Origin of the sequence: Paraburkholderia sp. EG286B, from assembly GCF_040965655.1 — a bacterium.
In the GTDB taxonomy this organism is placed as follows: Bacteria; Pseudomonadota; Gammaproteobacteria; order Burkholderiales; family Burkholderiaceae; genus Paraburkholderia.
This window is the reverse complement of the sequence record NZ_JBFRCF010000029.1, coordinates 25,407-42,202: the sequence shown is the minus strand read 5'-3', so window position 1 is coordinate 42,202 and position 16,796 is coordinate 25,407. Positions and strand designations below refer to the sequence as shown.

General features: G+C 60.2%; 15 protein-coding genes. 1 reads left to right on the top strand and 14 read right to left on the bottom strand.

All coding sequences use genetic code 11. The annotated features are described in order from the left end of the window. Positions 1 to 89: 89 nt before the first annotated feature. The 9 genes from AB4Y42_RS37640 to AB4Y42_RS37600 all read right to left on the bottom strand — a co-directional run bounded on the left by AB4Y42_RS37640 (position 90) and on the right by AB4Y42_RS37600 (position 9,406). The gene (locus tag AB4Y42_RS37640) at positions 90 to 953 is read right to left on the bottom strand and encodes an alpha/beta fold hydrolase (protein ID WP_368697052.1); all 864 of its coding nucleotides are present in this window, start codon (positions 951 to 953) and stop codon (positions 90 to 92) included. 73 nt (positions 954 to 1,026) lie between these two features. Continuing rightward, complete coding sequence (locus AB4Y42_RS37635) at positions 1,027 to 1,971, bottom strand: 3-carboxyethylcatechol 2,3-dioxygenase (protein ID WP_368697078.1); 945 nt, start codon at positions 1,969 to 1,971, stop codon at positions 1,027 to 1,029. A gap of 48 nt (positions 1,972 to 2,019) precedes the next feature. Continuing rightward, positions 2,020 to 2,781 (bottom strand): enoyl-CoA hydratase/isomerase family protein, encoded by a 762-nt coding sequence (locus AB4Y42_RS37630; RefSeq protein ID WP_368697051.1) that lies wholly within the window; start codon positions 2,779 to 2,781, stop codon positions 2,020 to 2,022. Between the two features lie 28 nt (positions 2,782 to 2,809). After that, positions 2,810 to 3,976, bottom strand: a complete 1,167-nt coding sequence (locus tag AB4Y42_RS37625) for an acyl-CoA dehydrogenase family protein (RefSeq protein WP_368697050.1) — start codon at positions 3,974 to 3,976, stop codon at positions 2,810 to 2,812. Between the two features lie 16 nt (positions 3,977 to 3,992). Continuing rightward, positions 3,993 to 5,066, bottom strand: a complete 1,074-nt coding sequence (locus AB4Y42_RS37620; RefSeq protein ID WP_368697049.1) for an acyl-CoA dehydrogenase family protein — start codon at positions 5,064 to 5,066, stop codon at positions 3,993 to 3,995. Continuing rightward, positions 5,067 to 6,320 carry a CaiB/BaiF CoA transferase family protein gene (locus tag AB4Y42_RS37615; RefSeq protein WP_368697048.1) on the bottom strand — a complete coding sequence of 418 codons (1,254 nt, stop codon included), beginning with the start codon at positions 6,318 to 6,320 and terminating at the stop codon, positions 5,067 to 5,069. A gap of 10 nt (positions 6,321 to 6,330) precedes the next feature. Further along, positions 6,331 to 7,569 carry an MFS transporter gene (locus tag AB4Y42_RS37610; RefSeq protein WP_368697047.1) on the bottom strand — a complete coding sequence of 413 codons (1,239 nt, stop codon included), beginning with the start codon at positions 7,567 to 7,569 and terminating at the stop codon, positions 6,331 to 6,333. Positions 7,570 to 7,659: 90 nt separating this feature from the next. Further along, complete coding sequence (locus AB4Y42_RS37605) at positions 7,660 to 8,853, bottom strand: acyl-CoA dehydrogenase family protein (protein ID WP_368697046.1); 1,194 nt, start codon at positions 8,851 to 8,853, stop codon at positions 7,660 to 7,662. Between the two features lie 16 nt (positions 8,854 to 8,869). Continuing rightward, on the bottom strand, positions 8,870 to 9,406 hold the full coding sequence (locus tag AB4Y42_RS37600; protein WP_368697045.1) for a flavin reductase family protein: 537 nt from the start codon (positions 9,404 to 9,406) through the stop codon (positions 8,870 to 8,872). 363 nt (positions 9,407 to 9,769) lie between these two features. Between AB4Y42_RS37600 and AB4Y42_RS37595 the strand changes: the two genes are divergently transcribed. Continuing rightward, positions 9,770 to 11,572 (top strand): sigma 54-interacting transcriptional regulator, encoded by a 1,803-nt coding sequence (locus tag AB4Y42_RS37595; protein WP_368697044.1) that lies wholly within the window; start codon positions 9,770 to 9,772, stop codon positions 11,570 to 11,572. Between the two features lie 32 nt (positions 11,573 to 11,604). Here the strand turns inward: AB4Y42_RS37595 and AB4Y42_RS37590 are convergent, their stop codons facing one another. Genes AB4Y42_RS37590 through AB4Y42_RS37570 form a run of 5 tightly spaced genes read right to left on the bottom strand, consistent with a single transcriptional unit; the run spans position 11,605 to position 16,703 of the window. Next, positions 11,605 to 12,081, bottom strand: a complete 477-nt coding sequence (locus AB4Y42_RS37590; RefSeq protein WP_368697043.1) for a PaaI family thioesterase — start codon at positions 12,079 to 12,081, stop codon at positions 11,605 to 11,607. A gap of 23 nt (positions 12,082 to 12,104) precedes the next feature. Next, positions 12,105 to 13,115 (bottom strand): 4-hydroxy-2-oxovalerate aldolase, encoded by a 1,011-nt coding sequence (gene mhpE, locus AB4Y42_RS37585; protein ID WP_368697042.1) that lies wholly within the window; start codon positions 13,113 to 13,115, stop codon positions 12,105 to 12,107. A 12-nt stretch (positions 13,116 to 13,127) separates the two neighbouring features. Next, the gene (locus tag AB4Y42_RS37580; RefSeq protein ID WP_368697041.1) at positions 13,128 to 14,069 is read right to left on the bottom strand and encodes an acetaldehyde dehydrogenase (acetylating); all 942 of its coding nucleotides are present in this window, start codon (positions 14,067 to 14,069) and stop codon (positions 13,128 to 13,130) included. Between the two features lie 33 nt (positions 14,070 to 14,102). Next, on the bottom strand, positions 14,103 to 14,900 hold the full coding sequence (mhpD, locus tag AB4Y42_RS37575; RefSeq protein ID WP_368697040.1) for a 2-keto-4-pentenoate hydratase: 798 nt from the start codon (positions 14,898 to 14,900) through the stop codon (positions 14,103 to 14,105). An 18-nt stretch (positions 14,901 to 14,918) separates the two neighbouring features. Further along, a complete protein-coding gene (locus tag AB4Y42_RS37570) occupies positions 14,919 to 16,703 on the bottom strand; it encodes a bifunctional 3-(3-hydroxy-phenyl)propionate/3-hydroxycinnamic acid hydroxylase (protein WP_368697039.1) in 1,785 nt (594 codons plus the stop codon). Between the last annotated feature and the right edge of the window lie 93 nt (positions 16,704 to 16,796).

The following is a 16,796-nucleotide window of genomic DNA, read 5'->3' as shown; positions in this document are numbered from 1 at the left end:
GCAGCACACTGTAGGCAACTGTGCAGCAGGAGTACCACCGCACGGTTGCGTGCCAGTAGGCAACCTAGGTTCCTACCGACGCGAAGCGATTAGTTCGCCAGGAAGTCCAGCACGATGCGGTTGAACTTATCCGCATGCTCCCACTGGGCCCAGTGACCACAACGGCTGAACACGTGCAGCTCGACATTCGGCAGGCCCGCCAGCAAACGCAGGCCCGAATCGAACGGCACGAAGCGGTCATCGCGACCCCAGATCAACAGCGTCGGTGCCGTCACCTCCGGCAGGCGCGTACTGTAGTCGTTGAACGGCTTGGGATTCGCAGCCAGGCTCTTGACCCAGTTTTCGAGGTGATCGCGGCGTGCCAGCATGTTGTCCACACGCAGCTGCAGCAGTTCGTCGGTCAACGCGCTCGTGTCATACACGAAGACGTCCATCATGCGCTTGACGTTATCGAGCGTCGGCTCGCGGTAAGCCTGATTCAGCAGCTTGATGCCCTCGGTCGGCATCGGCACGAACGCGCTGACGCTGTGGTTACCGCCACCCATCAGAATCAGTTTTTCAACACGATCGGGATTCGCGAGAGCAAATGCCGTGGTGCTGTGGGCACCCATCGAGTTGCCGATCACAGACGCCTTCTTGACGCCCAGGTTGTCGAGCACACCCTTAACGATCCGGCCGTTGAATTCACCACGCGAACCGCTGGTGATCTGAACCGCATCGCTCTTGCCCCAGCCCGGGAAGTCGATCAGGATGACCCGATAGCCGACCGCAGCGAACGGGTCGACATTGCGGTGAAAATTCGCCCAACCGGTAGCACCCGGGCCCGAGCCGTGCAACATCACGACGACCTGGCCGTCAGCTGGACCAGCATCGTTGTAGTGCACATTGAATTCGGTGTCGCCGTCGAGCACCTTCGTGAACCGGCTCGTATCTGCTTCTGTGTAGACGCTCATCTATGTCTCCGTGGTGTAGATCATTCACTTGAAAATTCAGATCTCCGTCAAAACGACGGAGATCCGTGCTGCTTCAACCTGCCGGCTGCGCGTGCATGAACGCGAATCCGGCAACCCACTCAGGAATCGCGCGGTAATAATCAACTTGTGCATCGTACTTGCCGAACGCGGAAAGTGCGCCGAAAGCAGCGACCCAGGTGCGGATTTCATGCGCCGACTTGCCACCGTCTCGCGCGATTTCATCATTTTTCATCGCATCGACCGACAGCAAATCTTTCTGCAGGCGCGCGAGGAACGCCTGATCCCATTCAGGATTCAACGGTCGCATATGGGGAGCCTGTCCGGCCGTAAATGCTTTGGCGGCGTTGATCACGCGCTGCTCACGTGCCGCCCGGGCCTCGGGCGACAGGTTGCGGCCGCCGCCGATCAGGGCTTCCGCGACTTCCTTCGGTGCAGTGGCCAATTCCGGCACCGGCGGTTCATGCGAGATGCCGCCCGAACTGATCACCAGCACACGCTTGCCCGTCTGCCGGAGGAAATTTCCGATTGCTTCGCCAAGGAGCCGTGAACGGCGGATCGGGCCCAGCGGCGGCGCCGCAGCATTGATGAAGACCGGCACCACAGGGTAGGTATCGAGCCCGCCGACGAGCTGTTCCAGCGCCTGGGCCGCACCGTGGTCGACATGCATGCGATAGGAAATCGATACGTCGATGTCGGCCGCCTGCACGCTTTCGACCAGCGCCTTGGCGATATCGGTCGGCACCCGCAAGTCGCCGGCCGGGGTTCCGTAATCACCAACTCCGCTCGCCGCAGCGCCAACGCAGAACGGGGGCATCAGGTCGTAAAAGAATCCGTTGAAGTGGTCCGGTGCGAATACCACGACCAGTTCCGGATTGAAGGCGCGTACGCGCTCGTGTGCAGCGGCTATCACACCCTGAACTTCGGCCACGATTTCTGGCGTGGGATCGTAATGGCCCTGCAGCGGGGTATGCGACATACATTCGACGAGAATCGACATCATGAGTCTCCTGCCATCTCAGCGATGGTTTGTGGTTGAGCAGTGAAGTTAGCGGCCGATAAAGTTCGCAGGCCGACGTTCGGCGGTGGACTTCACACCCTCGGCGAAATCTTCGGTGGACATGAGGCGCTCTTGCTCCGACAGTTCGCGGGCGACTGCCGCGCGCACTCGGTCGGCGAGTCCAGCGCGCAAGGTTTCCCGGGTGGAAAGCACACCCAGCGGTCCGCACTCGGCAATTTCCTTTGCCAGTGCCACGGCTCGCTCGCGCACTTTTTCCTGTTCCACCAGTTCGTTGACGAGGCCGATCGCAAAAGCCTCTTCGCCACCGATGCGACGACTGGTATAGAACAACAGTTCGGCCTGGTTGCGACCGATGAGCTCGGGCAAAGTCACCGAAAGACCAAAGCCGGGATGGATACCAAGGCGCGTGAAATTCACCGCAAACCGTGCCTCCGGACAGGCGATCCGGAAATCGGCCGCCAATGCGACGCCCAGTCCGCCGCCGATGGCAGGTCCCTGGACCGCCGCCACGATCGGCTTGCGGCATTCAAAGATACGCAGCGCCTGTGCGTACAGGTGCTTTCCTTCGGCACTTGCGGCTGCACCGGTTGCCCCGGAAAACTGCGCACCTGCACAGAAAGCTTTTCCGTCGGCAGCCAGGACGACACTACGTACCTGTGCATCCTGATCGAATTGTTCGAGTGCGTTGGCGATATCGTGGATCAGCTCGACGTCGAAAAAGTTATGCGGCGGCCGCTGAATGACGATCATGCCGACATGATCCGAATACGTGACTTCGATACCACTCATAAGTATTCAACTCCTGCAAGGAAAATCGTTAGCGCAAGTCAAGACCGCGCGCGATGATGCCGCGCAGGATTTCGGTCGTGCCACCCTGTACGGTCAGCTTGGGCGCAATGTGCAGCTCGTGCGTCACGTGTCGTTGTATAGCCTGCACCGCCGGCCGTGCTTCATCGAGGAATGCTGCCAGATCGCGCACGCGATGAGGCAATTCCTGTTCCCAGACCGTCCCGAGGTCCTTGACGATCGCGGCCTCGACGATGGGCTCCCTACCAGACGCGAGCATGCCGGCCACCGATACCGACATGCGGCGCAAGGTATGCAGCTGGCTCACAAGACGTCCCACCCCAACGGTGAAACGTGCATCATCTTCGGCACCATCGACACCGTCGACAGCATCCACGAGGGCATCGAGTGCGCTGAACGTATCCAGGAAACGCTCGGGTCCACTGCGCTCATAGGCCAGTTCGCTCGTGGCCTGCTTCCATGCGCCGTCGATTTCGCCGATCAGGTGCGAAGTCGGAACGAAGACATCCTCAAACACCACCTCGTTGAACTCTTTCTCTCCACCGATTTGGGCAATAGGATTGCAGGTAATGCCTGCAGTCTTCATGTCGATGAGCAGCGAGGTCAGCCCGTGGCGCCGGTTTTCCTTGGTGGGCGCAGAGGTCCGGAACAGGCCGATCATGTAGTCGGCCTTATGCGCCAGGGTGGTCCAGATCTTCGTGCCATTCAGCACCCAGCCACCGTCGACCGGAGTTGCTTTCGCCTTCGCGGCAAAGAGATCCGATCCGGAATTCGGTTCGCTCATACCGATACAGAAACACAGCTCCCCGCGCACGATGCGCGGCAGGATGTCCTGTTTGATAGATTCACTCGCATACCGGATCAGGGTCGGGCCGCTTTGACGGTCGGCCACGAAGAAGTGGCGCGTCGGCGCTCTTGCCACGAGCATTTCCTCGGTCACAACGTAGCGCTCAAGAAAGCTGCGCTCCTGTCCACCGTAGGCCTTCGGCCAGGTCATGCCAATCAAGCCTTTCGCAGCCACTTTCTTCGCGAAGAGCACGCTGTTGGTTTCGTCGACACCAGGATTTTCAGGATCGAACGTGCCGGCCTTGATTTCTTCGGCAAGAAACGTGCGGACTTCTTCGCGCAGGGCCTGGCAGCGTGCAGGCAAACGTACAGGATCGAATTGCAAAGTCATGCCTATCTCCTCAGTCTCACCGGGCCGCAAGCAGGTGCCACAGATCGGTACCAGTACCGCGGCTCACGAGTGCACCGAGACGCTTCGCCCAGCTCGATTCATTACCGTAATCATCGCGCCACGACAGGGCTCGCAAGGTGAAGCGGTGCAGGATGTGTTCTTCAGTAAAGCCGATCGCGCCCAGCACTTGATGGGCGATGCGGCTGCCAATCTCTGCGGCTTCTGCACAGCGGATCTTGGCCGAGGCGACCTCGAGCAGGCGTTCCGCCGCTGACAGGTCCGACTGCGTCAGCGCATCCGCAGCCGATTCCGATACGGCTACGGCCGCTGCAACTTCACCGGCGAGTCGGGCCAGATTTTGCTGTACGGCCTGGAACTTCGAGATGGTTTTCTCGAACGCCACGCGTTCTTTCGCATAAGACACACTGATGTCGAGTGCCGCCTGCAATGCGCCCGCGATCTGCAATGCGCGGCACGTGGCGAGCAGGGCCAGGCACTGGTCTGCCGAAAGACCCGGCACTCGCGCACTGGTCTGCACTTCGGAGACGATTCGCACTTCATCTGCGGCATCACCCGCGAGATTCGTTCCAGCTACGATTTCACAATCGCTGGTGGGCACCACAGCGATGCGAGCAGCTTCGCCGTCATCAACGACCACGACGAAAGACTGCGCCTCTCGTGCAAACGGAACATGCGTTGCGTGCAACTCAAGTTTTCCGGTGCCGTCCAGTTGGACCGACGCGCGGCTGCCTGCCACGATCACTACTGCGGCGCCCGGCGGCAAATACAAAGCAGCCTGACCGGCAATCCATCCGGCCGCCATCGTGTCCACGAGCGGAATGGCCAGCGCGGACCGGCCTGCGGCGCGTACTACCGCAAAACCCTCCGCCAGGGAGAGCCCATATCCGCCGGACGATTCCGGCAGCCACGCCTGCGGCAGACCCATCTCATTCAATGCCTGCCACAACGGAACTTTCCAGTCATCCGAACCGCTCTGCAGGATGGTCTGCGGATTCGCCAGATCCGTGAAGATACGTTCTGCCGCGTCCAGTACCAGAGTGTTTTCTTCTGTCAAGGGAACCTCGTTCATTCAATTCTCTGCAATTGCGCTAGCCGTGTCAGCGGCAGTCAGTTCTGGCTGAGGACCGAACACACCTGCCGCCTGCCACGAAAGAAAGTCTTCCGCATCGACTCCCAGCACCGACGTCATGACTTCTCGCGTGTGTGCGCCGAGGCGCGCGGAAGCTGCCGCCGGCAAATGGTCGGTACCGTGCAGGCGCAACGGGCTGTCCGCGACGGCGATCCGGCCATATTGAGGATGGTCGATCCATTCAAGGAAGCCACGTTCATGCATATGCGGATCGTTGGTGACTTCGATCGCATTGCGCACCGGCGCATGCGGCACCTTGTGTGCCTCTAGCACGGCGCAGGCTTCGTCTCGTGTGAGCGTGCTGATCCAAGCCGAAACGTGTGCATCGGTGTCCTTCATATGACGCACGCGCTCGACATTGCTGACAAAGCGCGGATCCTCGATTAGATGCTCGAGGCCCATCGCCTTGCACAGACTGCTCCAGTGCCCTTCAGTCACGCCGATGATGGCGACGTGGCCATCCTTGGCAGCATACACGTTATAAGGCGCTGCCGAACGTCCGCCGTGCTCATTGCCGGTGCGGGGCGGAACCTCATCGAAGTCGTAATAAAAGCTCAGATTCGATGCCAGCGTGGGGTAGACCGTCTCCAGCATGGCGACTTCGACCAGACGTCCTTTACCAGTGAAATGCCGTTCATACAAAGCGGTCAGCACACCTGCATACAGGTGAATACCGCTCAGGAAATCGACTACGGCCGGGCCTGACTTGACCGGGGGGCCATCCGGGAAGCCCGTCACGCTCATCATGCCGGACGCCGCCTGGATGGTGATGTCCATGGCCTGTTTGAATCGGTCTGGGCCCGACAGGCCGTAACCCGAACCAGATGCGTACACGAGACGCGGATTGATCCCTTGCAGCACCGACCATCCCACCCCGAGCCTGTCCATAACGCCCGGCGCAAAGTTTTCGAGCAGCACGTCGGCCTTTTCGACCAGGCGCTTCAGTACGGCCTTGCCCTGCTCGTGCTTGAGATTGAGTGTAATGGACTGCTTATGTCCGTTCAGGAGTGCAAATGGAACTCCGGCCCCCTTGCTGATCGCTTCACGTTGCCGTACCGGCTCACCGCCGGGCGGCTCGATCTTGATGACAGTAGCGCCAGCTTTGGCCATCAGGTACGTCGCATAAGGCCCCTGATAGACCTGTCCCAGGTCCAGTACCATGAGGCCGTCAAGCGGACGATTTTTTCTCGACATTACCAGTTCCTTATTGCGCAGCGATACCTTGAGCAGGCGATCCGCGGCGCGGTTCCCTGATCCACAGCGCGGCCACGATCAGTCCCAGCACGGCGGTGCCCGCAGCGATTTTCACGATCACAGAAATCCCGTCGTTCACAGCAAGACTGCCCGTCACGACCGGCATGATTACGCCGCCGATCAGTTCCGCAAAACCGACGATTGCACCGGTCGCCGTCGCGCCAAGCCCGTGCGGCACCGATTCGGATGCCAGAGGTCCGATCGTGGTGCCGATGACACCCGCGAGAAGCAACGAGATCACGGTCAGTGCGAAGAACAGCTGTAGCGGAGCGGCGCCGATATTAAGAAACACCCAGAGCGCAATACACTCGACCAGCAACGCGATCACGATCACCAGCTTACGGCCCAGCCAGTCGGACAACGCAGGCACTGCAACAAGGCCGATGGTAGCGCCCAGGCCAAAGCCAGACAGCACTGTCCCCATCGAATCGCGATCCAGCTTCAAATGATCGGTCAGGTAGTGCGGCAGGAATGCCGACAGCACCACGAGGCCCGACATGGAACAGCACTGCAGCAGCGTAGCGGGCAGCACATTGCCGTGCAGAATTACGTCTCGCCACGTATATTTCGTTGCCTCTTCGGCGGTTTGAGCAGGCCCGAAGGAGCGTAGTACCTTCGCGAGCAGCGCCGCGATGATCAGGCCCGGCGGGACGACAATCACAAAGACCCAGTGCCAGCTCGGCAATACGTTGAGCGCCCAGACAACGAACAGCGGGCAGATCGCCATGCCGACGAGCGGTCCCGACATCTGCTGGAGGCCTACATTCCGGCCAAGTCGCGTTGGCTTCGACGCCTCCACCGTGGCGGCAACGCCGACGGTCTGATACGCCCCTTCGGCAATGCCGAGCAGACCCCGCATCACTGCGAGGCTCACCATTCCACTAGCGAAACCGCCGAAACCGACCAGCAGCGAAAACAGGATCACGGCCGGCACAAGCACTCGCTTGGTACCGAACTTGTCGGCTAGACGACCCGATGACATCGCCGCAAGGCCCCAGCATAGAGAGAGGCTCGCAGAAATCATTCCGAGATCGCGATAATTCAGACCAAGATCCTTCGCGATCGTAGGAAACAGCGGATAGATGAGATTCCGATCCAGCGTGACCAGGGCGAAGCCCAAAGCGAGCAGAAGCACAGCTTTAATTTCGTACTTCACATCCCAGTTTTTGCCAGAATTGTTTATTTGCACGGCGATTCGTCTCCGGAATTTATTGACCTTACCGGAGTAAGACGGGCATACATCTCCCATCTTACCCCGTGTTTTTATTTATCTCGTGACTTATTGCGGCAGGGGATCACGCGAGAACAGCAGCGGGGGCAACGGCTCACCGAGCAAATAACCCCCGAGGATACCGGCGGTATCGTCAGCGTTCTGCGTAATGTGATTCGCGCCCGCGATGACGTCGCGCAGAATACGCTGCAGCGGATTGTCGAGGTAGATGCCTCGGGCCGACGTGGCCTTGAACAGCAGCATGACAGCCTCTTCGGATTCGCGGCCGCAACGGGCGATATCGAGATTGATCGCGACGCGTTCGCTGAGCGGCACCAGTTGCCGGGATTCAACATAGCGAGTCGTCTCCTGCGCGATGTTCAGGATCCGGGCCCTGGCCGCGCGCACCCGCGCTTGCGCATTGCCGAGACGGTCCTTCACATACGGGCTAAGTGCCGCCCTGAGCCCATTGCTGCCGTTGACGCGGGTTTTCATCTGGCGAATGAACTCATCCACCCCACCTTGGGCCATGCCGACGATGGCCGACGCCACCGAGGAATAAAACACCTGCTGGAACGAATACAGGTACATGTCGCCCCGGTCGCTCATGAGGTAATCGGTGGTGCTATGGGTCCGATGTTCGGGAACGAACGCTTCCTTCAATTCCACGCTCTTGCTGCCGGTGCCGGCCAGACCAAATACGTGCCAGTCATCGACGATCGTATAGTCGGATCGTGGAACCAGAAAGCTGAGTTTGTTGAAGGGCTTGCCTTGATCGTCGCGCTCGAACCCGCCGAGAATCACCCATTCGCCGTGATCGGTACCACTCGAAGTCGGCCAGCGGCCACTGAGGACGTAACCGCCCTCGACCTTCTTGATCGAACCCACCGGTGCATAGGATGACGCAACAATCACATCATCCTTGGCCGACCATACGTCGTCACCAGCCTGCTGCGGAAAGAGCCCGAATTCCCACGGATGGACGCCCAGAATCATCGCGTTCCAGGCGCTGGAGCAGCAGCCGCGGCCGAGTTCCATCAGCACCTTGTAGAACACCGACGGATTCATCTCATATCCGCCCCAGCGCTTGGGCTGAAGGATACGGAAGAAACCCGCCTCCTTGAAAGCCGCGATGATGTCGGCGGGAACCGCGCGATTCTTCTCAACCTCCGCCGCGCGTTCCAGCAGCATCGGCACGAGTGCTTTCGCGCGTTCTACCAGAACTTCTTCGGTCGGGATGTCCCGCTTGTTCGCTGTATTCATATCTATCTCCTCGATATCAAGAATTCTTGATTTTTTCCTGCTCTAGCTGAGAAAAATTCCCTTCGAAATACACCAGCGGCGATGTACTCTCCTCGTCGCAACAAACCTCAACGACCTCGCACGTAAATACGGTGTGCGATATTGCCTCGATCTGCTCTACCACCCTGCAACCAAACGAAACGAGCGTGCCCTCGAGAATCGGAATCCCGAATTTGCCCTCGCGCCAGGTGCCCTCGCCAAGAAAGCGATCCTCGCCAGCGACATTGGCAACCATGCCCGCAAAACGCCTTGCGATGCCTTCCTGATGTGCGGCCAGAACATTCACGCTTAACCGGCCGGATTCAACGATGACCGTATGCGCGAACACCGATTTGTTCACGCACACGAGCAGGCGTGCGGGCTCGGCACTAACGGAGCAGACTGCGGTCGCAGTCAAGCCAGCTCTGCCCGATTCTCCGCGCGAGGCAATTACCGTACATGCGCCAGCCAGTCGACGCATACCTGCGCGAAATAACGATGAATCAATACGTTTAACAACTTCGGCTGTAGTCATCGCCTGAAGCTCCAAGTGAGGCTCTCCCATCCACATCTCCGCTTATCAGAAAACCATGCAACACATCCATGAGTGCCCTTCGTTGCGAACACATTCATGTTTTTGTGCAGAGCGCTCTATAAGCAAAGTGCGCGCCAGTCTTGATGAAAATTCTGGTGCTTGCCGATTTCTCAGGGCTTCCAGCCTTGTCTATCCGGTATAACCAGCAGATTCGACCGAGAATGCCACGGCGCCGAAATTCAGAAATTCATGAACTGGGAACGCGAATTTCGGCATCAGGGTCGGGATTTCATGAATATCAGCATCCCGACTCCTTTTGTACAGTAATGGCAGTTTTCCCCAATTACCTTTAACCGATATTCAATGACTGCATCACCTCTCGACAGCCAGCCCCGCAGGTCATCACCAGAACTGAAATCGCTCGATGCGATGGACTTCAGTGACATTCTCGAAAACCTGCACTTCAATCCGGTGGAAGGCCGCATCTGGCTGCGCGATCGCAGAATGCTCCTGCTTGCGACCGAGAGTCTTGGTGTGCTGCGGCGAGAACTGATCGAAGTCGTCGGTCAGCAGGCTGCCCGGCATTTGCTCACGCGGATGGGTTATGTCGCCGGCTCGCGCGATGCCGAACTCGCCTGGAGGATGCGCAGTCATTTGTCCCAGCGGGACATCATCTCCGCCGGCGTGCAGTTACATGCGCTGGAAGGCTACGTGAAGACGGAACCCGTTCATGTGGAGGTCGACAGTACGGGAGGCTATTGTTATTCGGAGTTCTTCTGGAGTGACAGTGTCGAGGACGAAATCCATCTGGCCAATTATGGTCAAGACCATGAGCCAGCCTGCTGGATGAGCGTTGGCTATACGTCTGGATTCCTCAGCAAGATCATGGGCAAGCGCATCCTTGCCCGTGAAGTCGAATGCCGTGCGATGGGTCAGAGCAAGTGCCGCATCATTGCGCAGCCGGCGGAAAACTGGGATAACGCCGAGGAAGACCTGCACTACCTGAGCGCCGAGCCCAATCGCGCGACGCGCAAGTCCGTTGCGCCTCAATCAGGCGCAGAATCCACCAGCAAGGCGTCGGACGACAGCAGCACCCGCGAACCCGATCGGCTAGTGGGCTCGTCTGTCAGTTTCACTTCGGCGTTGCACAAGGTGCACCGTGTGGCGAGCACGCAGGCCACCGTGCTGCTGCTCGGAGAAAGCGGCGTCGGGAAAAGCGCGGTCGCGCGGGAAACCCACCATTGGAGCAAGCGCGCCAACGCCCCCTTCGTGGAGGTCAACTGCGCAGCGATCCCCGAATCGTTACTCGAGTCGGAATTGTTCGGCGTGGAACGCGGTGCTTATTCAGGTGCGGCCGAATCCCGGCCAGGGCGCTTCGAATCTGCCAACGGCGGCACCCTGTTTCTGGATGAAATAGGCATTCTGAGCTTCAGCGCTCAAGGCAAACTGTTACGTGTTCTACAAAGCGGTGAGTTTGAACGACTCGGTTCCAACAAGACGATCAAGCTCGACGTGCGCGTGGTGGCCGCCACCAACGAGAATCTGCCCCAAGCCGTCAAGGAAGGACGGTTTCGTGAAGATCTGTTCTACCGGATCAACGTGTTTCCAATCCGCATTCCGCCCCTGCGTGATCGGCGCGACGACCTGCCTCTGCTGCTCGAGCATTTCATCAAGCGGCTTTCAACATTGCACGGCCGTCACATTCCGGGTATCACGCCGCGCGCATTACAAGCAGTGCTGAACTATCAATGGCCGGGCAATATCCGCGAGTTCGAGAACGTGATCGAGCGCGGAATTATCGTCGCGAATGATGGTGAATCACTTGATCTGCGACATTTGTTCAGCGTTGATACGAGCCTCGGCAATGCCAGCTTGATGCGGCTAACCGAGCTGGGCCATCTGGCCAGACAGCAGATATTGAATACGGGTGACGAATCGCTGTGTGCCGGTCCGTCGGAAGCTGTCAGTCCTCCGACCGATCTCAACCAGTGGGCCCGTAGCGCGATTCAGCAGCAAACGGCGAGGCTTACCGAGGTCGAAACTGCGCTGATCGAAGCTGCCATGGCTGAAACCGGTGGCAACGTCGCAAAAGCTGCGACCTTGCTCGGCCTGACACGCGCGCAACTCGATTATCGTCTCAAGTACCGGGGACGCGCGCAGGCCTGACAGTGGGAGTCATCCATTGATCAATGGGTGACTCATCGTACAACGATCATGCACACCGCGGTCGCCGTCGCGACGAGTTTGTCGTCCTGCCAGAGCTCCCCGTTGACGTTACAGATTCCGCGCCCCCTGCGCACCAGCGTTGCGCGGCCGATCAGCTTGCCGGCCTTCGCGGGCCGCAGGAACGATGTGTTCAGGTTCAGCGTCGCGCAATGCTCGCCTTCGCCCAGCGAGGAGGTAACTAGCGTCGCGGTTACATCGTCGAGCATCGCGCACAGCATGCCCCCCTGCACCTGGCCTGCAGGGTTCAGGAACGCCGCGGTGCCCACGTACTCGGCTTCTAGCGCGTTATCACTCAATGAAACAAATGACGCGCCGAGCGTTACCGTGATGGGCGGCGCCGCACGCTCGCCATACAGGCGCGCGAGAACCCGTTCTTCAACGATCTCTATTGATGGTTCCATAAAATGGTGTCCTTTTCTTTTGATCGGAATAAGGGCAGACGAGCGCACACAGCGCCGGCCTGCCCCTTGTCTCACCGCCGCTTGAGCAGATCGAGCGCGACGTCAACGATCATGTCTTCCTGACCGCCGACCATGCGGCGCTTGCCCAGCTCGACAAGGATATCAACGGTCTTCAGGCCGTACTTCTTCGCGGCCACTTCCGAATGACGCAGGAAGCTCGAATACACGCCCGCATAGCCGAGCGCGAGCGTTTCGCGGTCCACGCGCACCGGCCGGTCCTGCAGCGGACGCACGATGTCGTCGGCGGCGTCCATCAGCGTGTACAGATCAGTGCCGTGATTCCAGCCCATGCGCTCCGCTGCCGCGATGAACACTTCGAGCGGTGCGTTACCCGCACCTGCGCCCATGCCTGCAAGTGAGGCGTCGATCCGGTCGCAACCTTCTTCCACTGCGACGATCGAGTTCGCCACGCCCAGCGACAGGTTGTGGTGCGCGTGCATACCCGTTTGCGTTTCGGGTTTCAGCACGGCTTTCACCGCGCGGAACCGGTCGCGAACGTCATTCATCGTCAGCGCGCCGCCCGAGTCCACCACGTAGATGCAGGTCGCGCCGTAGCTTTCCATCTTCTTCGCTTCCACGGCGAGGTTTTCCGGCGTGGTCATGTGGCTCATCATCAGGAAGCCCACCGTGTCCATGCCGAGCTCGCGCGCGTACTCGATGTGTTGCTTCGAGATATCGGCTTCCGTGCAGTGCGTCGCCACGCGTACCACGCGCGCGCCCGCGTTGCATGCGGCCTTCAGGTCGTGAATCGTGCCGATCCCGGGCAGCAGCAGGGTCGCGATCTTCGCGTGCGAGATCACGTCTGCCACCGCCTCGATCCATTCGAGGTCACTGTGCGCGCCGAAGCCGTAGTTGAAGCTCGACCCCTGCAGACCGTCACCGTGCGCGACTTCGATCGAATCGACCCTGGCTTTATCGAGCGCCCGTGCAATGTCCTGCACGTTCTGGATTGAGTACTGGTGACGGATCGCGTGACTGCCATCGCGCAGTGTCACGTCGGAGATATAGAGTTTCTTGCTCATGTGCGTTGTCCTTTATGCGGCGACGACCGAACTTGCGATGCGCTCCGCCGTGGCGAGCGCCGCCGAGGTCATGATGTCGAGGTTGCCCGCGTAGGCCGGCAGATAGTGCGCAGCGCCTTCCACCTCGAGGAAGACCGAGGTCTTCAGGCCACTGAACCTGCCGAGGCCCGGGATGTTGATCGGTGCGCTCTCCGGAATCACGTCGAACTGCACCTTCTGCTTCAGGCGATAGCCCGGCACATACGCGTTCACGGCCTTGGCCATTTCCTCGACTGAGGCTTCGATCTTCGCCTGATCGGCGGCTTCCGAGAGCACGTAGACGGTGTCGCGCATCATGACCGGAGGTTCGGCCGGGTTCAGCACGATGATCGCCTTGCCCTTCGCGGCACCACCAACGGCTTCAATCGCCTTCGAGGTCGTTTCCGTGAATTCGTCGATGTTCGCGCGGGTACCCGGGCCCGCCGACTTGCTGCTGATCGACGCGACGATTTCCGCGTAGTGGACCTTCGCGACGCGCGAGACGGCCGCCACCATCGGGATCGTGGCCTGCCCCCCGCAGGTGACCATGTTCACGTTCGGCGCGGCGAGCTGCGCGTCGAGGTTCACGACCGGCACGCAGTACGGACCGATCGCGGCGGGCGTGAGGTCGATCACGCGGATGCCGGGCTTGGGTTGGCGCAGGAACGCGTCGTTCCTGATGTGCGCGCCGGCCGAGGTGGCGTCGAACACCACGTCGATGTCCTTGAACACGGGCAGGTTCACGAGCCCCTGCACGCCTTCGTGCGTGGTTGCCACGCCGAGGCGCGCGGCCCGCGCGAGACCATCCGAGTTCGGGTCGATGCCGACCATCGCACCCATTTCCAGATGCTTGCCATGCCGCATGATCTTGATCATGAGGTCCGTGCCGATGTTGCCCGAGCCGATGATCGCGGCCTTGAGTTTTGCCGAAGCCATGTCGATTTCCTGATGAATTGAGTGCTCAGTGTGTTAAGCAAACGTCGCGCGTACGCTGCCGAGTCCTTCGATGTTCGCCGTATAAGTGCCCGGCTGCGTCACTACGACCATCGGGCCGAGCGCGCCGGTGAGCACCACGTCGCCCGCGCGCAGCGGCGTGCCGAGCTGCGCCATGCGGTCCGCGAGCCAGATTGCGGCATTCAGCGGGTTGCCGAGGCAAGCCGCGCCACCGCCGCGCGACAGCACTTCGCCGTCGCGTTCGAGGATCATCGCGGCATTGAACAGGTCGACATCGGCGAGCGGAACAGGGCGACTGCCTAGCACGAACAGCGCGCTCGACGCGTTGTCGGCGACCGTATCGACGAAGTGGATGTCCCAGCCGCGAATGCGGCTGTCCACCACCTCGATCGCGGCCAGCGCGTAGTCGGTCGCATTGATCAGATCCACATACGTGTGCTTTTCACGTACGAGGTCGTGCTTCAGCACCAGTGCGATTTCAGCTTCGACCTTCGGCTGGATCAGGCTCGCGAGCGGCATCGGCTGGTTGTCGCCGTAGGCCATGTTCGCGAACAGCGCGCCGAAGTCCGGCTGATCGACGCCGAGCTGCTTCTGCACAACGAGCGAAGTCAGGCCGATCTTGCGGCCAACAATGCGCTCGCCGGCAGCGATGCGCACATCGACGTTGGCCTGCTGCACCGCGTAGGCTGTCGCCATGTCGTCGAGCGGAATGCCGCCCAGTGCGATCTCGCCGCGCACCGGCTCGATTGCCTTGCGCGTGCGCTGCGCTTCGCGCAGGCGTGCCGCGATAGCTTCAATGTTCTGCTGGGTCATCCCCTGTTCTCCTTTGATTCAGATTGACTGATTCGCGTGCATCACAAGATCGAGCTTGCCTGCCAGTTCGATGATTGCGTTCGACACTTCCTGCGGCGAGCACACGCCGGCTACAAAACGATCCGGACGCAACAGCACCACCGAGGTCGGACGCGCGCCGAACCAGTCCTTCAGGCGATTCTGTACGTCACCGATCGCAAGCACGCCAGCGGGCACATCGTCGCTGTGGGACATCTGCACGTCAGGTTTCGCGAACACGAAGCGGCCGCCGAGATGTTCCCAGATCACGCGCGCTCCGTCGGTCAGGCCGAAGGTCGGGTCCGCGCCCCAAGCCAACACCGTGAAGTTGTTGCCGATCACATCATCGAGACGGACGATCTGCCCTTCCGGCGTCCGCACGCGCGGCTGGATGAACATGCGGCCCACCGGCGATTTCTCGAGCGGGTCGCGGCCATAAGCGAGGCGGCCCACGAGCGAGGCGCGGTTTTGCGACATCAGATTCAGAAGACGTCCGAGCGGACCGTTACCCGCGCGCTCCAGACGGCGCGCCAGCCAGCCACCCGTTTTCTTCGGCTCAGGCAGCAGCACAATGCCACGCTCGTAACGCGGCATCGGCTTGAAGCGCATTTCGACGAAGTAGCGGCGCACGCTGGGAAACACCGCCGAGCTCTTGATCAACAGACCGCGCATGGCTTTGCCGAGCTTGGTTTCCGGCGCGACGATGTCGCCCGCGACCTCGGATAGATGGGTCATCGAGCGCGCGTGGGCGCGGCGTTCTGCCGTGTAGCTGTCAAGCAGGCTCGGACGCGACGTGCCATTGACCACCATCGCGAGCTTCCATGCGAGGTTGCTCGCGTCGCGGATGCCGCTGTTATAGCCCTGGCCCTGCCACACTGGCATGATATGCGCAGCGTCGCCAGCGAGCAGCACGCGGCCGACGCGGAAGGTGTCGGCAAGGCGCGCGTTGTGCGTATAGACGCGCTTGCGGATGTAGTCGACCTTGTCGGGATCGGCGACGAGTTTGCGAATCAGCTTGGCCATGTTTTCCGGCTTCGATAGTTCTTCTTCGGTCTCGTTTTGCATGACCTTGAACTCGAAGCGGCGAATGCCGTGCGGCAGCGCAGCCGATACATACGGGCGCTCGTTGTCGCACACAAGATATATGTGCGGTTCGCCCACGGGATCGTTGCGCACATCCACGACAATCCACTTGTTCGGCTTGGTGCGGCCATCGAACGACACATTGAGCGTACGGCGCACGAAGCTGTTGCCACCGTCCGTACCGACCATGTAGCCCGCGCGAATACGCCGCGTTGCGCCGCTTACGTCGCGCGCTTCGATCGTCACGCCATGCGCGTCCTGCTCGAACGATTCGACGCCGTGGCCGAACAGCACCTGAACTCGCGGGAAACGTTTGAGGCCTTCGCATAGAACGTTATCTGCGAGCGGCTGAAGGAACGCATTACGGCGCGACCAGCCGAATTCGTCGGTGCGTGGCTCGATCGACGCGAAGCAATAGCCATCGCCGGTCGTGAAGCGCATCCAGTGGTCGGGCGTCGTGTGCGGCACGAGGGTATCGGCGAGGCCGATCGCCTGAAACACACGCAACGATTCGTCATCCAGACCAATGGCGCGTGGGTAATCGATGATCTGTTCGAGCTTCTCAATCATCAAGACGCGTACGCCTGACTGCCCGAGCAGGTTGGCTATCATAAGGCCGACCGGACCGGCACCGACAATGGCGACATCCGTCTCGATATCCGGCAGGCGATTGCTTCCCCTGGCTTCAACTTCCAGACTCATGTGCCTCCCGTCTTGCTGAAAATTTCATATAGTTAGTGGGAGCGAATCGAAACCCCGCCCCATCGCTTCAAAAAAAGGATTTCTCGACCAGTG

Coding starts and splice junctions, on each gene's coding strand:
- AB4Y42_RS37595 (WP_368697044.1), top strand. CDS start 9,770: ATGACTGCATCACCTCTCGACAGCCAGCCCCGCAGGTCATCACCAGAA.
- AB4Y42_RS37600 (WP_368697045.1), bottom strand. CDS start 9,406: ATGACTACAGCCGAAGTTGTTAAACGTATTGATTCATCGTTATTTCGC.
- AB4Y42_RS37570 (WP_368697039.1), bottom strand. CDS start 16,703: ATGAGTCTGGAAGTTGAAGCCAGGGGAAGCAATCGCCTGCCGGATATC.
- mhpD (WP_368697040.1), bottom strand. CDS start 14,900: ATGACCCAGCAGAACATTGAAGCTATCGCGGCACGCCTGCGCGAAGCG.
- mhpE (WP_368697042.1), bottom strand. CDS start 13,115: ATGAGCAAGAAACTCTATATCTCCGACGTGACACTGCGCGATGGCAGT.
- AB4Y42_RS37640 (WP_368697052.1), bottom strand. CDS start 953: ATGAGCGTCTACACAGAAGCAGATACGAGCCGGTTCACGAAGGTGCTC.
- AB4Y42_RS37625 (WP_368697050.1), bottom strand. CDS start 3,976: ATGACTTTGCAATTCGATCCTGTACGTTTGCCTGCACGCTGCCAGGCC.
- AB4Y42_RS37620 (WP_368697049.1), bottom strand. CDS start 5,066: ATGAACGAGGTTCCCTTGACAGAAGAAAACACTCTGGTACTGGACGCG.
- AB4Y42_RS37605 (WP_368697046.1), bottom strand. CDS start 8,853: ATGAATACAGCGAACAAGCGGGACATCCCGACCGAAGAAGTTCTGGTA.
- AB4Y42_RS37635 (WP_368697078.1), bottom strand. CDS start 1,971: ATGTCGATTCTCGTCGAATGTATGTCGCATACCCCGCTGCAGGGCCAT.
- AB4Y42_RS37630 (WP_368697051.1), bottom strand. CDS start 2,781: ATGAGTGGTATCGAAGTCACGTATTCGGATCATGTCGGCATGATCGTC.
- AB4Y42_RS37615 (WP_368697048.1), bottom strand. CDS start 6,320: ATGTCGAGAAAAAATCGTCCGCTTGACGGCCTCATGGTACTGGACCTG.
- AB4Y42_RS37580 (WP_368697041.1), bottom strand. CDS start 14,069: ATGGCTTCGGCAAAACTCAAGGCCGCGATCATCGGCTCGGGCAACATC.